The organism is Pseudonocardia sp. Ae717_Ps2, assembly GCF_001932475.1.
Lineage (GTDB): Bacteria > Actinomycetota > Actinomycetes > Mycobacteriales > Pseudonocardiaceae > Pseudonocardia.
This window is the reverse complement of record NZ_MCIS01000001.1, coordinates 3495602-3507850: the sequence shown is the minus strand read 5'-3', so window position 1 is coordinate 3507850 and position 12249 is coordinate 3495602. Positions and strand designations below refer to the sequence as shown.

15 protein-coding genes and 1 tRNA gene are annotated in these 12249 nt (G+C 71.1%); 2 read left to right on the top strand and 14 right to left on the bottom strand.

Going from position 1 to position 12249, the window contains the following annotated elements:
* Window positions 1-108: 108 nt before the first annotated feature.
* Both Ae717Ps2_RS15965 and Ae717Ps2_RS15960 read left to right on the top strand, forming a co-directional pair.
* On the top strand, window positions 109-537 hold the full coding sequence (locus Ae717Ps2_RS15965) for a TIGR02611 family protein (protein WP_233147583.1): 429 nt from the start codon (window positions 109-111) through the stop codon (window positions 535-537).
* 62 nt (window positions 538-599) lie between these two features.
* Window positions 600-671 (top strand) — tRNA-Val (locus Ae717Ps2_RS15960).
* A gap of 89 nt (window positions 672-760) precedes the next feature.
* Here Ae717Ps2_RS15960 and xerC read toward each other — a convergent pair.
* The 14 genes from xerC to Ae717Ps2_RS15885 all read right to left on the bottom strand — a co-directional run bounded on the left by xerC (window position 761) and on the right by Ae717Ps2_RS15885 (window position 12228).
* Entirely contained in the window at window positions 761-1795 is a 1035-nt protein-coding gene (gene xerC / locus Ae717Ps2_RS15955; protein WP_233147393.1) for a tyrosine recombinase XerC, read from the bottom strand.
* Between the two features lie 127 nt (window positions 1796-1922).
* On the bottom strand, window positions 1923-2153 hold the full coding sequence (locus Ae717Ps2_RS15950) for a helix-turn-helix domain-containing protein (protein WP_075307023.1): 231 nt from the start codon (window positions 2151-2153) through the stop codon (window positions 1923-1925).
* Window positions 2154-2156: 3 nt separating this feature from the next.
* Window positions 2157-3527, bottom strand: coding sequence for a DUF3631 domain-containing protein (locus Ae717Ps2_RS15945; RefSeq protein WP_075307021.1), 1371 nt, complete (start codon window positions 3525-3527; stop codon window positions 2157-2159).
* Complete coding sequence (locus tag Ae717Ps2_RS37345; protein WP_158071436.1) at window positions 3524-4444, bottom strand: bifunctional DNA primase/polymerase; 921 nt, start codon at window positions 4442-4444, stop codon at window positions 3524-3526. Before Ae717Ps2_RS37345 ends, Ae717Ps2_RS15945 begins: the two co-directional genes overlap by 4 nt.
* Window positions 4441-4644 (bottom strand): hypothetical protein, encoded by a 204-nt coding sequence (locus Ae717Ps2_RS36165; RefSeq protein WP_075332868.1) that lies wholly within the window; start codon window positions 4642-4644, stop codon window positions 4441-4443. The genes Ae717Ps2_RS37345 and Ae717Ps2_RS36165 overlap by 4 nt, the downstream gene beginning before the upstream one ends.
* A complete protein-coding gene (locus Ae717Ps2_RS15930) occupies window positions 4641-5054 on the bottom strand; it encodes an RRQRL motif-containing zinc-binding protein (RefSeq protein ID WP_198932111.1) in 414 nt (137 codons plus the stop codon). The genes Ae717Ps2_RS36165 and Ae717Ps2_RS15930 overlap by 4 nt, the downstream gene beginning before the upstream one ends.
* 205 nt (window positions 5055-5259) lie before the next feature.
* Window positions 5260-7599, bottom strand: coding sequence for an FtsK/SpoIIIE domain-containing protein (locus Ae717Ps2_RS15920; protein ID WP_083702230.1), 2340 nt, complete (start codon window positions 7597-7599; stop codon window positions 5260-5262).
* Window positions 7600-7626: 27 nt separating this feature from the next.
* Window positions 7627-8856, bottom strand: a complete 1230-nt coding sequence (locus Ae717Ps2_RS15915; protein ID WP_075332867.1) for a hypothetical protein — start codon at window positions 8854-8856, stop codon at window positions 7627-7629.
* Between the two features lie 342 nt (window positions 8857-9198).
* Complete coding sequence (locus tag Ae717Ps2_RS15910) at window positions 9199-9477, bottom strand: hypothetical protein (protein ID WP_139318755.1); 279 nt, start codon at window positions 9475-9477, stop codon at window positions 9199-9201.
* Window positions 9474-9821 carry a hypothetical protein gene (locus Ae717Ps2_RS15905; RefSeq protein WP_143510272.1) on the bottom strand — a complete coding sequence of 116 codons (348 nt, stop codon included), beginning with the start codon at window positions 9819-9821 and terminating at the stop codon, window positions 9474-9476. The genes Ae717Ps2_RS15910 and Ae717Ps2_RS15905 overlap by 4 nt, the downstream gene beginning before the upstream one ends.
* A complete protein-coding gene (locus Ae717Ps2_RS15900; RefSeq protein ID WP_075307007.1) occupies window positions 9821-10039 on the bottom strand; it encodes a hypothetical protein in 219 nt (72 codons plus the stop codon). Before Ae717Ps2_RS15900 ends, Ae717Ps2_RS15905 begins: the two co-directional genes overlap by 1 nt.
* A 144-nt stretch (window positions 10040-10183) precedes the next feature.
* On the bottom strand, window positions 10184-10945 hold the full coding sequence (locus tag Ae717Ps2_RS15895) for a GntR family transcriptional regulator (protein ID WP_075307005.1): 762 nt from the start codon (window positions 10943-10945) through the stop codon (window positions 10184-10186).
* Window positions 10946-11410: 465 nt separating this feature from the next.
* Window positions 11411-11578, bottom strand: coding sequence for a hypothetical protein (locus Ae717Ps2_RS40380; RefSeq protein ID WP_337819515.1), 168 nt, complete (start codon window positions 11576-11578; stop codon window positions 11411-11413).
* Between the two features lie 386 nt (window positions 11579-11964).
* On the bottom strand, window positions 11965-12228 hold the full coding sequence (locus Ae717Ps2_RS15885; RefSeq protein WP_075307001.1) for a hypothetical protein: 264 nt from the start codon (window positions 12226-12228) through the stop codon (window positions 11965-11967).
* Window positions 12229-12249: the final 21 nt, after the last annotated feature.

Sequence of the window (12249 nt, the reverse complement as noted above, 5' to 3'; positions counted from 1 at the left end):
GACGCCGGTGCTCCGGCGTCCGGGAGCACGACCTCCGGGCGCCGGTACACCGCTGTCCGCAGGAGGTACCGGCGGGCGAAGGTCCGCTACCGTGCGTTCCGGGCGGGGGTGGCCCGCAGCCCGGTGCTGGACCTGACCTACCGCATCACCATGGGGGTCCTCGGCGCCGCGATCGTCATCATCGGGATCATCGCGCTGCCCGCGCCGGGTCCCGGCTGGGCGATCATCTTCCTCGGCCTGGGCGTGCTCGCCGCCGAGTTCAGCTGGGCCCAGCGGCTCCTGCACTGGGTCCGCGTCCGCTACGACGGCTGGGTCGCCTGGATGGGCCGCCAGAACCGTGTCGTGCAGCTGCTGGTGATGACCTTGATCCTCGGCACGGTGGCGGTCTGCGCGTGGCTTTTCGGGATCTTCGCGACGGTCGGAGGCTGGGTGGGGATCCACTGGGAGTGGCTGCACTCGCCGCTGCTGCCGTTGCTCCAGCCGCCGCCCCCGCCGGTGCCCGTACCCGGATCGGAGCTGGTCACGGGCCCGCGGTGATCCACCGGTGACCCCCGTGAACGGCGGGGGGACGGGCTGTGTAGAGTTGGTTTCACCGCTGAGGGCGATTAGCTCAGGGGGAGAGCGCTTCGTTCACACCGAAGAGGTCACTGGTTCGATCCCAGTATCGCCCACAGTCAAAACCCCTGGTCACAGGCTCAGTGAGCCGGATGTGACCAGGGGTTTCGTTGTTGCGCGGGGACCCGAGTAACTAACTGAGTACCTACGTGGCCGAGTCCGGGAAGATCTTGTTCATGGCGGTGGCTCCGGTGTCGATGACGGGCCGGATCTGCTTCCGGTACACGCGCTCGGTGACCCCGCTACCGCCCGCGTGTCCGACCAGACTGGCGATCTGGTCGACCGTCATGCCGCTGTCGGAGAGCAGGGACACGAAGCTGTGGCGCAGCTCCCGCGGTGTCCACTCGGCGGCGTTCAGCCCGATCTCCTTCAACTCTGGCGCGCCGAGCACCCGGCGGAATCCTCGTCGGACGTTGGCGGCGTCCAGCTCGGTGCCAGTCTCCGAGGCGAACACCAGCCCGTTCTCCTCCCACCGGGCCCCGGCCTGATTCCGGTGCCGGGCCTGGCGACGGCGCTGCTCGCGGAGAACGTCGACGCAGCGACTCGGCAGGGCGATCGTCCGGCGTGACTTCCGGGTCTTCGTGTCGCCATCGACTCGGACCGAGCGCCAGACCTTCATATGCGGGGGAACCGGCGGGTCAGCGTCGGGCTCACCGGTCAACTCAACGTCGGTCCAGACGACGGCCCGAAGCTCCTCGGTCCGCGCGCCGGTCAGCAGGGCCAGCACCGTGTAGGCGCCGTAGGTGTTCGCAACCTCGCGTTCCAGCAGCGCCCGTGCCTGGGCGAGGGTGAGTGCCTTCGACGGCCTCCCGCTCCTGCCCTTGGGCGTGCTGCAGAGCAGCACGACGTTCCGCCGGACTCGGTCCCTGGCCTGTGCGCGTTTCACCGAGCGCAGCAAGATCGAGCGGATGTCCTGCAGAGTGCGGGTGCTCAGCTCGCGGGCCTTGCTCGCTAGCCAGCGGTCGACGTCCTCGGCCGACAGGTCCCGCAGCTTGCGGGCACCAAGCGCGGGAACGACATGCTGCTCGGCCAGAATCCGACGCGTCGTGACTGTGCTCTGGTCCCGACCGTTGAGCCCGTACGTCAGCCAGTCCTCCACAGCCTGCGCCACGGTGAACCCGGCGTCCTTGACGACGATGCCGTCTTCGTAGTCGCGAAGAAGCTGCTTGAGCTTCTTCATCGCCTCCGTCTTCGTGCGCCCGCTCGCGCGCCTCATGATCCGCTTCCCCGCGGGGGTGTATCCAACCGTCACCGCCCCGATCCATCGTTGGCGAGACTCGCTCCAGCTGAGTCCGCCGTCCCCGCGACTACGCCGACTGGCCATAGTCGGCGTCCTTCGCCTCGGCGGTGAGTAGATCGATGTAGCGGCTGATCGCAGTCGCCGGGATGAGGCGGGTCCGGCCCTCGGTAACCGAGCCGAGCCGCCCGGACCGGATCAGCTCGTAGATCACTGAGCGACTGAGTGAGAGCAGCAGCATCACCTCGGACACGCGGTAGAGCTGACGGACGGGCAGCGTCTCGGCAGTGAATTCGGGCATGGCTCAGGCACCCCCGTCAGAGTCGGTTACATCGGTTACAGCGGTTACATGCCTGGTCAGGGGCGTAACCGACGATTGGGGTGTAACCGCTACATCGGTTACAGCTGTGCCGTCGGGCAGCGGTGGGGGCGGGGGCTCGGCAGTGGGTGTAACCGATGTAGCGGTTACACCTGCGGTATCGGTTACGCCTCTGACCTGCGGCGTAACCGATGTAACCGATGTAACCGCTCCTGGAGGGTGGTCCTCGGTGAGGGCGGGGAGGTAGCGGGTGAACGCATCGGTCAGCGCTCCGGCGAGGGTGTAGCCCTTGGTGACGTGTCCGCCGACGCGGATCGAGCCGGGGCGTACCCCGTACCGGCTGAGTTCTCTGGCGAGGCGGCGGCCGTCGAGGGGGCGCCCGTCCAGGTCGGCCCAGCCGGATTCGTCGTCGGTGCAGAGCCGTCCGATGATGTCGCTGGTTGCCATCCGGTCGGTCTCGTGGGCGACGAACAGTGCCCGCAGATCAGCGAGCAGCCTCGTCCCGACCGACGTGCCGGTCTCGGTCGCCTGGCCGACGAAGTGCACCGCGGCGGCGCGTGCGGTGTCGGGCCAGTGGTCTCCGGCGAGGTCGGCGATCGCGAGCAGCGGTTCCCAGATCTCGGCGTTGCGGTCGGTGACTTGCTCGGGCATGACCGGATCGGCCCCCGCCAGGTGCTCCTCCGCGACCCTGTCCATCCACGCCGCGAGCTGCTCACGCAATGGCTGAGCTTCGGCCTCCACCCGCCGCTCCCGGAACGCCTCGACCTGCTCGTGTGGAGCCCGGCGCCGCATGTGGACGGTGACGGCGCGGGAGGTGATGGTGACTGGTACGGCACCGGCGATCCCGGCGAGCGCGACCGGGGCGAACGTCGGGAACCGCTCGACTTTCATCCGGGAGGCGTCCCCGACACAGCGCGCCACGGTCGCGGAACGCTTGTAGCCGGAGTTCAGCAGGCCTCGCAGGTCCTCGTTGTTCCCGCCGTTCTTGGCCGAGAACACGGCGTCGATCTCGTCGAACAGCAGCGAGATCGGCCCGTCGCAGAGCATCCGGAAGACAGCGGCGGTGGTGGCCGAGATGGTCATCTCCGGCTTGCGGACGAGGAACTGCGCCACCTCCAGCACACGCGTCTTCCCGGACCCGGGTTCGACGGAATCCAGGACGAGGCGCGGGGTGGTGTAGAAGTGCTCGATCGCGTGGGTGTGGGCGTACCAGAGCGCCAGCATCGGCGCGGTGTGCCGGTCGGGGAAGACCGAGAACCGGGACACGAACGCGACGACCTGGTCCAGCAGAACAGCCGGTGCGACGGCGGGCAGGTCCGGGACCGCACGCAGGCTCTGAGGCGCGGTGTTGCTCATGCCGTCCGCCGCCCTTCGGTGGTGGTGCTCGACAGGGTGGGGAGTCGGCGGGGCCGTCGGGCGCCGTAGGCCAGTCCGGACCGGATGGTGGCGGCGATGTCGGCGGTGGTGCAGTCGCACGACCCGGCGATGATGTGGCCGGCCGCAGCGGTCAGGTCCGCGGCGGCCTGGTGCTCGTCGAGGGCGCCCGCGCCGACGAGCTGGCCGAGGGCGCGGGCGGCGGTGAACACCGCGGCGTTGTGCCCCCCGCTCTCGGCCTTCTCGACCCGCCGCAACTCCGCCCTCACGACCGCGGACACGTAGGCCCCGTGGTCGCGCGGTGCCGTGGTGGGCGCCGTGGTGGGCCGCTCAGACGGCCCTGAGAGGGCCGTAGCCGAGCGAACGGACAGGTGCCAGACCATCCACCCCGGCAGGGGTGGTGGGTCGGTGTCGTCGGCGAGTTCGTAGACGCCGTTCGGGAGGCGGCTGCCGGGGGCGAGTACCTGCCCGCCGTGCCCGCGGCTGTCGAGCATCGGTCCCAACGTGCGGGCGGTGTTGCCGAGCCGGGCCGTCGGCGCGCGGAAGTACAGGTGCCGCCCGCCGGATGGGGTGGTGACGGTCCAGGTGTCGGGTAGTCCGCCGCGTCCGGCGGCCAGGGCGGTGAGGACGTCCCAGCCGTCGCGGGTCTGGTCGGCGTGGTCGGGTTTGGGGGTGTCGCAGTCGATCACGTAGAGGCCCGAGGGGCCGCAGGCGATCCCGGCGTTGTGGTGGGGGTGGGTGGTGAAGTAGTCCACGATGATCTCCGGGTTGGTGGTGGCGCGGGACTCCCACGCCGCGATGGCGGGTTGCTTACGGCTCGGTAGGACCGGGAACAGCGCCCAGCCGCGGGCGGCGAGGTCGAGCCACCCCGCCAGCCGTGCCCGGTCCGCGGCGTTCACCGCTGCCCCCCGTCGCGGCGGGTGCGGCGGCGGTGCTGGTGGTGGAACCCGCCGGGGCCCGGCGTGTCGATCGAGGTCGTGCGGCGGGTCAGGTTGTGGGTGACCGGGCCGACCGTGATGGCGAACGACCAGCGGCCGTCCTGGTTGACCGTGGCCCGCAGCGGGCCGAGTCGGAACGTCTTGCGCGCGCGGAACCTCATCGCGGGTCTCCCTGGTGGTGGCGGGTCGGGTGGGTGGTGTCGTGGCAGTCGAGGCAGCAGCCCAGCGAGCGGGGGATGCAGTACCCGGCGTCGCGATCGCAGGACGGGCAGCGCCGCCGGGCGGCCAACGCCCGGCCCAGCGCGGCCCGCTGCGCGGGTGTCGGGACCCGCTTGGGGCCCAGCTCGGCCGGGTCCCAGAGCAGCGCCCATCGGCGTCCGCGGCGGCACTCGATCCGCCCGACCGGTGCGGCACCTGCGGGTGCTCGTCCGGCGGCGCGCATCTGGCGTCGGGTGACCAGCCCGGCCGGGGCGCAGCGCCACCGCCACGTCGGTAGTCCGTCGTGCATGCGGGCGGTGGGCTGCCAGCCCCACCGGTCGGTCATCACTCCGTGCTCACTCTGTGTCGACATTGCTGCTCCTGTTTTTGGCATGACGAAGGACAGGGAGGGAGGCGCGAGGGTGCGGCTCGATCCCGGTTTTCGGTGGTTGTTGCTGGTGGGGGCGGGGTGGGTCCCTGGCCTCCCTGGAGGGGTGTTGTTGCTGATCAGGGCAGGGAGGCGGGCTCAGGGAGGCGGGGAGGGAGAACTCCCTGCCTCCCTGAGCGACTCCCTGTGATCAGCCGCCCTCGCCGGTCCCGTCGTCGTCACTCTCTGTCGCGGTGAGGCGGTCGGCGATGGCCTCGGCGACCCGCGCGGTGGAGACCTGCATGGTGCCGCCGGTCTTGTAGGGCTTGGCTCCGTCGGGCAGCTCCTCGGCCAGGCGCTCGAAGGTCCAGGACCCGTAGTGCCTCCGGTCCAGTCCGGCCAGCAACGCGAGCGCTTCCTGGGTGCGCATCCGCTTCGCCCCCGCCTCGGCGAGGACGCGGGCGAGGTCGTCGAGCAGGTCCCGCCCCGCGACCGGTTCCGGGGTCCGCGCTCCGGTGGTGGTGAGTCCGGCCTCAGCGCGGATGCCCAGGGCTCGTTCGACGACGGGGGTGACGTCGTCGACGCCGTTGCCGCGGGCGACGTAGAAGCAGCGCATCAGCCCATCGGCCGGGGTGAACCCACTGGTCATCGCCGTACCCAGGTCACCCATGTCCACCGACCCGTCGGAGTCCACGGTCATCGGGCGCAGCGTGGTCGCCGAGATTCCGGCGCGGTGCTTGCCGGTGCCCAGGATCGCGTCGTTGCCCTGGTGGTCACCGATGGCGAAGCACGCCCGGTTCGACAGCACCTTCGCCACCTTCCGCGGCAGCGAATCGGCCGACGGGACGGGGGTGGCGAAGATCAGCGTGACCCCGTACTTACGGGCCTTGGCCACGATCTTCTCCACCAGCTCCGCCGCCTCCTCACCCACCGCGGAGACGAACAGTTCCTGGCACTCGTCGATCACCACCACGCGCGGCCGCATGGTGGGGTCGGCCTCGGCCAGCGCCCGGGTGAGCTTCGGCTCGCCCGCGGCCTGCAACTTGCGGCCGCGCTCGGACAGCTCCGACATCAGGGCCTTGAGCGCGTCCAGGACCGTGGGGATCTGCTCCGGGTCGTCGGAGACGAACAGGGTGCGCAGGCGGGGCTTGAGCGGGTCGTAGTCGGCGTTGACGGCCATGCAGTAGACGTCGACCTCCACGAGGGGGTCGAGGATCGCGCCGAGCAGCGCGGTGATGATCAGGGTGGACTTGCCCGACCCCATCATCCCGGCCACGCCCCAGTTCGCCGCGAACAACCGACCCAGGACGAGCTTCCCGCGGGGGTCGACCCCGACCGGGACACCCTTGAAGTAGTCCGCCGTCCCGTCCCGCAGCAGCGGCCACGGCGCCACCGGCTTGGTCAACGAGCCCTGATCAGCGGTCCACAGGTCCATCACACCGGGGTTGTCGCGGGGCTCGGTGGGCCACACCTCGACCGGCAGCCGCAGCAGGTTGTGCGCCAGGACCGGCTTGCTGTTGTTGATCATCTCCACGGTGACGCCCTCGGGCAGCAACAGTTGGCAGTGCCAGCCCTTCCCGTCATGGGTCGGCGGCATCACCCACCGCGGGGCCCAGCCCTCCCGGAACTTGCGGTTCAGCGCGGGGATGTTCATGTTCCGCAGCGCGTTCACGATCGCCCGCTCGTCGGGGATCACGTCGCGGCGGGACTCCTCCGGCTCGCCGGGAGCGACCCACGCGGGCAGCTCGCAGCGCGACCGCCCCAGGTGCCACAGGAACGCGACCGCGGCGGCGGTGGCGGCGAGCAGCAGGGTCGCGCCGTAGACGGCGAGGAACCACGACACCCACATGACCAGGTCGACCACCGCCATCAGCGGGGCGATGACCTGGGTGATGTCGCGGTGCCCGAACGCGAGCACCACCCCGAGAAGGAGCAGTAGCCCGAGGAACCCGAGCAGCCCCGCCCCGATGGCCTTGAACAAGTCCAGGGGGTGGCGGATCCAGTCCATGACCCGGTCATGGCGGCGCTGCTTCTCCGCGACGTCGCGGGCCTCCCACTCCAACAGCCCTTCCTGATCGCCCGCGACCTCCGCGCGGCGCATCTGGCGCTCGTAGCGGGAAGCGCCGTGAGCGTCGCGCCAGTAGCCGTAGGCCACCCCGGCGCCGAGCAGCGGGTACCAGAGGTTGCGCACCCCGCCCTTGGCCACCGCCTTGGTGGTCGGGTGGGCCACGACGGCGCGGGACACGCTGTAGGCGCGGACCGGGGCCTGTCGAGCGACCCGCACCAGAGCGGTCCCGGGGCGCGCCTTCACGGTCTCGGCGGGCCGGTGGTCGGCCGCCTGGTCGTCGACGATCTCGCCGTCCACGACCAGCGGCTCGGCCTCCTCGACCGGGCCGTCGGTGGTCGGGATGTCGGCGGGTGGGGTGCGGTGCGGGCGTGGCGGCGGGCGGCGCCCGTGCTCCCCCGGAGCGGTGGCCGGCCGCGCGGCCGGACCGCCGATCGTCTCGGTGTCGTGTCCTGTGTGGTCGGTGTCGTGCGGGTTGCTGGTCACGGGTCGATTCCCCTCGATCATCGCTGGTCAGGACTGGTTGGTTCGGTGCTCATCACGCAGCGCCCGCGCCCTGGCCGGTGCGCAGCGCAGGCCCGTGCGGATCGACTCCGCCGAGGACGGATCGACCTCCCCGGCCGCCACCGCAGCGGCCAGCTCGGCGCGGAGCTCGGCCATCGAGCGGGCCCGCGGGCGGGTCGCCTTACGCCGCGGTCGGCGGCGGCCGTGCTCGCCGTCGCGGCCCCCAGCGGGCCGGTCGAGGGTCGCGACACCGTGCCCGTCCGGGCGGTCGTCCTCGGTGCCGATATCGGCCGGGTCGTGCTGGTCCCCGGTCCCGCCCGCGGGGTCGTCAGCGGACGGGACCGGGATGCTCGACAGGGGCGGGGTCTGCTCGGCCAGCCACGCCGACACCTCCGCGGCCAGGTCCCCGCCGTCGTCGTCGACGGGCAGCCCGGGGGTGGTGTGCGGGGCCAGGTGGGCACGGCCGAGCCGGTCACGGCGCACCCGGTAGACCCCAGGGGCGTGGACCAGGCGGGCGTCGCCGTCGGTGTCGATCTCGGCGACCGCGGCCCGCAGCGCCGCCCGACGAGCCGCGCGCAGCTTCCGCTCCGCCGCCCGCACGGTGCGCGCCCTGCGGGCCGGGCGGGCCCCGGCGGTCACCAACTGGTGCGCGATCACCCCGGCCACCGACACCACACCCATCACCAGCCCGGTACTCGCCCCGGCGTCGAGGCCGTGGGCGACGTTCAGCCCCGCGGCCACGGCGGCGAACGCCCACACCCCGGCCTGGAGAGCCCACAGCGGAGCGCCCGGGTGGGTCCGGCGCCGGGACTGCACCGCCAGGGCGAACGCCCACATCCCCAGCTCACTCAGGACCGGCAGCACCGCGCCGGTCCAGGACCCGTAGACGGCGACGCCGTAGGCGGCCATCGCCGGGACCGCCATCACCGCCGACGCCACCGCCAGCGGATAGATCAGCAGGTCCACCCGATGCCGAGCCGCCCACACCCCGACCGCCGCCCGCCGGGCCGCAGCACGCTTCCGCCGCTCCGCCCGGGCCCGGCGGGTCTGCTCGACCCGCGCCGCCCGCGCGGCCTCATCCCGGGCGGCCCGCTCGGTACGGCGGCGCTCGGCGATCTCCGCCCGCACCGCCTCCACATGCAAAGCCCGCTCCGCAGCAGCGTCGGCGTCACGACGCGCCAGCTCCGCCGCCGCCGCCCGGTCCTCACGACGACGCTCCGCCCACGTACCCGTACTCATCGCACGGCCGCCTTCATGCACCGCGGCCGCGAGCACACATCACCCATGCCCGACCGCACCCGGACCCCGCAGGACCGGCAATGCACCGGCCCCGACGCCTCCTCCGTGTGACGGCCCCGCCGGTGATGCTTCGCGTGCTGCGACGCCGCGACCTCCCGCGCCACCGCAGCCCGCCCCACCCGGGCCCCGCCCTTGGCCGTACTCGACAACCAACCCATCGCCCCGCTCCTCTCCTGCGCCTACTTCATCTGTCCTATGTGGATCAAAGGGGTGCGCCCGTCCGGCCTCGACCGGCCTGCACCCGGGGTCAGCGCGTGAAGCGCAGGACCCACTTCACCGGCGTCACCGGCAGATTCCGACCCGCCGGGCCGTGGCCCCGGTCAGGTACGACATCGGCGCCGACCGCTCGGTCTCCACCACACCGGCGCCGCCGTCGAGGTGACGCAGCTTCACCCTCACCCGCCCCTGCGGGCGCCACTCGATCCCGAGGACCTCCGCCCAGGCACCGCCCGCGGGCCCGTAGGAGTAGACCCACCACCCGGGCCGGACCAGCCGCACCGGACGCTCCTGGGCCGCCTTCGCCGCCGCGCGCTCCACACCAGCCGCCAACCGGGCGCTCACCGCACACCCGCCGGGGGCTCCTCGGCGCCGAGCAGGACCAGCTCCGCCCGATCCTGCGCCGCCACAACCTCCACCACCGCCGACAGATAGCCGTCGTTGGAACGCAGACGACGCCACTCCCGCCACCCCACGACCGCGCTGCTCAGCGCCTCGGCCCCGGCCGCACCGCCCGCGACCCACACCAGCGCACCGGCCACGCCGTCGAGGGGGCCAGCCGCGCCCAGCGCGAGGACAACGAACACCCCGGTCAGCACCACCAGCGCCACCCCGGCGCCGGACCGGCGCCAGAACTCGCCCCGGACCTGGTCCAGCACCCGACGACGGTGCGCATCCACGACCCGCATCACGCCGCCTCACCACTCACGACGTCCGACCGGACCGACGTCCGCGACCCGAGGGCAAGAACGACGCCGGTCGCCCGCTCGCCGCCATCCGCGACGACCGGAGCCGACACACCCCATGCCTCATCGAGCACCTGATCCCAGTAGGCGTGGAGCGCCACCACCTGCTCCTCCTCCAGCACTGCAACGCAATCCGCGAACTGATTCGAGCGGTCCCGCATCTGAATCTCCTGCCGCCGTGCCGACCCTCACTGACTCATACACTCAAGCACACGAGCACTCGTGTGTACAAGTACCAAGATGCGAAAGGGGCCAGCTCGCACCTGGCGAGCTGGCCCCGTGTGGAGAGACTGGCGGGTCGTGCCCTACTCGGCGGCGAACCGGTACACGTACCGGTGTCGGTCCCCAACTGCTACGGAATCGAAGTACTCCAGGACGCGGCCGTCCTTGTCGAGCGCCTGCCGGACGAGCGACACGACGGGAGCGCCCGACGCCAGGTGCAGCGCCACTGCCTCCTCCGGCGACGCCTGCCGGGCGAACAGTTCCTCTTGGAACTCGGCGATGGCGTGCCCCTTCGCCTCCAGCAAGCCGTAGATGCCACCCGGGGCCGTTTCGCCCGCCGAGAACCCGATCTCGGCGTCAAGGCTGGACGGGATGTAGGAGTCCGCCAGTTGGGTCGGGGACCCACCGACCCACATGCGACGACGCTTGACGACTGCGGTGGGCTCACCGATCAGCTCTGCAACGTCGGCCGAGACGTCGACAGTCTCGACCGGACCAAGCTCCTCGGAGGTCCACTCCAGCCCGAGAGCCTCAGCCTCTGCCGCAAGAGCGCCCTTGCCCTGCGCTCGGGCGGCTCGGCTGAACCGGTTGTTTCGCATGGCCAGTACGGGCAGCGCCTGCCTGACGAAGGTGCCCTTGCCGTGAATCGGCTCCGTCAGGCCCTCCTGTTGCAGGACGGCCAGACCTCGACGGATCGTCTGCCGGGTCACGCCCAGCTCGGACATCAGTTCGGCCTCGCTCGGCAGCTTGGCTCCGGGGCCAAGCTCGCCAGAGCGGATACGCTGCCGGAGCACGTCGGCGACCTGTGCGAACACCGGCCGGTCACTGCGCTGATCGATTGCCACAGTTCACACTCTCCTCGTTGCCTCGCTCGTGCGCTTATGCGGTCAAGTGTACGAGCAGCGGGCCATCATCGCGGCGGCGCCCCCACCTGTCAAGCCGCCGAGGGAGGGGTAGACAGTGTCTCGACGGGCCCGCCGCCGCTGCCTTCCCTGCGGGTGTAGCGCCGTCCGGGGGCTGCACGAAGTGCCGTCGGTCATCGCAAGGCAAGCTCGCGCTTCTGAGTAGCTAATTGAGTATCAACGGCCACGGACTGACGGGGACACGTCGGGACGCCCTAGGACCGCGCCACGAGGATCCACCAGGGCGATCCCGACATGAGACGTTCACGGAAATTGCTTCACACCGAAGAGGTCACTGGTTCGATCCCAGTATCGCCCACAGTCAAAACCCCTGGTCAGTTCCTTGTAGTGAGAGAACCGACCAGGGGTTTCGTGTGTTCGATGGGTCCTGCTTGCCCAACTGCCTGACTATTGCTGTTCCCCGGGGAACAGGTCGTTGATGGCGGTGGCGCCTTCGTCGATCACGGGGCGGATCTGCTTGCGGTAGACGAGTTCGGTGACCGAGCTGCTGCTCGCGTGGCCGACCAGCCGGGCGATCTGGTCGACGGTCATGCCGCTGTCGGGCAGCAGGGACACGAAGCTGTGCCGCAGCTCGCGTGGCGTCCATGGGGCTGCAGCTGGCGAGGTGCCGGCCGAAACATCGACGAGGCGTACCTGTGGCCGGAGATCCTGGGCCGGCAGATGACCCCGGTCAATGAGCGTCGCTGAGCTCCTGGAGCTGCGTCCGACCCGGGTGACGGCCCCGCACGACACCTGACAGCAGCTCCGCGACTCTGCCCGTGCCGCGATGGAGGTCTTGACCGAAGTTGGGTCGTTCCTGTTCGAGCAGCACGAGATCACCGAGGTGCCGTGGGCCAAGTCCGTTCGAGGAGCTGACGGGCAGGCCGTCGAGCCTCGGCGAGGGCGAGATTCAGGTATCGCAGCCAGCGTCTTCCTGCCGGTGGAGGTAGCGCTGTAGCAGCTCAGACCTCGGGCGGTCCGGTGTCGGTCTTTGGCTTCCCACCGCTACGACGGAGGAGTAGGGAACGTCGAACCAGGTAGACGATGCTTCCCATGGCGGTGAGAGTGCCGACGATGAATACCGCCCACCACTCGCTCATCGTGCCGACGGTGTTGACGACCATGCCGAGGCTGAGCACCAAGAAGCTCATCGGGAGCCAACGCGGCACGTCGCGGTCGGGGCGGCGCCTCACATGCGTCACGAACATGGCGGCCGTGCCGACCACGGCACCCCTCGTGCCAAGCAG

Excerpts from the sequence above, each read along its gene's own strand:
- xerC (WP_233147393.1), bottom strand. The coding sequence starts at position 1,795 with ATGAAGAAGCTCAAGCAGCTTCTTCGCGACTACGAAGACGGCATCGTC.
- Ae717Ps2_RS15950 (WP_075307023.1), bottom strand. The coding sequence starts at position 2,153 with ATGCCCGAATTCACTGCCGAGACGCTGCCCGTCCGTCAGCTCTACCGC.
- Ae717Ps2_RS15945 (WP_075307021.1), bottom strand. The coding sequence starts at position 3,527 with ATGAGCAACACCGCGCCTCAGAGCCTGCGTGCGGTCCCGGACCTGCCC.
- Ae717Ps2_RS36165 (WP_075332868.1), bottom strand. The coding sequence starts at position 4,644 with ATGAGGTTCCGCGCGCGCAAGACGTTCCGACTCGGCCCGCTGCGGGCC.
- Ae717Ps2_RS15930 (WP_198932111.1), bottom strand. The coding sequence starts at position 5,054 with ATGTCGACACAGAGTGAGCACGGAGTGATGACCGACCGGTGGGGCTGG.
- Ae717Ps2_RS15915 (WP_075332867.1), bottom strand. The coding sequence starts at position 8,856 with ATGAGTACGGGTACGTGGGCGGAGCGTCGTCGTGAGGACCGGGCGGCG.
- Ae717Ps2_RS15905 (WP_143510272.1), bottom strand. The coding sequence starts at position 9,821 with ATGCGGGTCGTGGATGCGCACCGTCGTCGGGTGCTGGACCAGGTCCGG.
- Ae717Ps2_RS15900 (WP_075307007.1), bottom strand. The coding sequence starts at position 10,039 with ATGCGGGACCGCTCGAATCAGTTCGCGGATTGCGTTGCAGTGCTGGAG.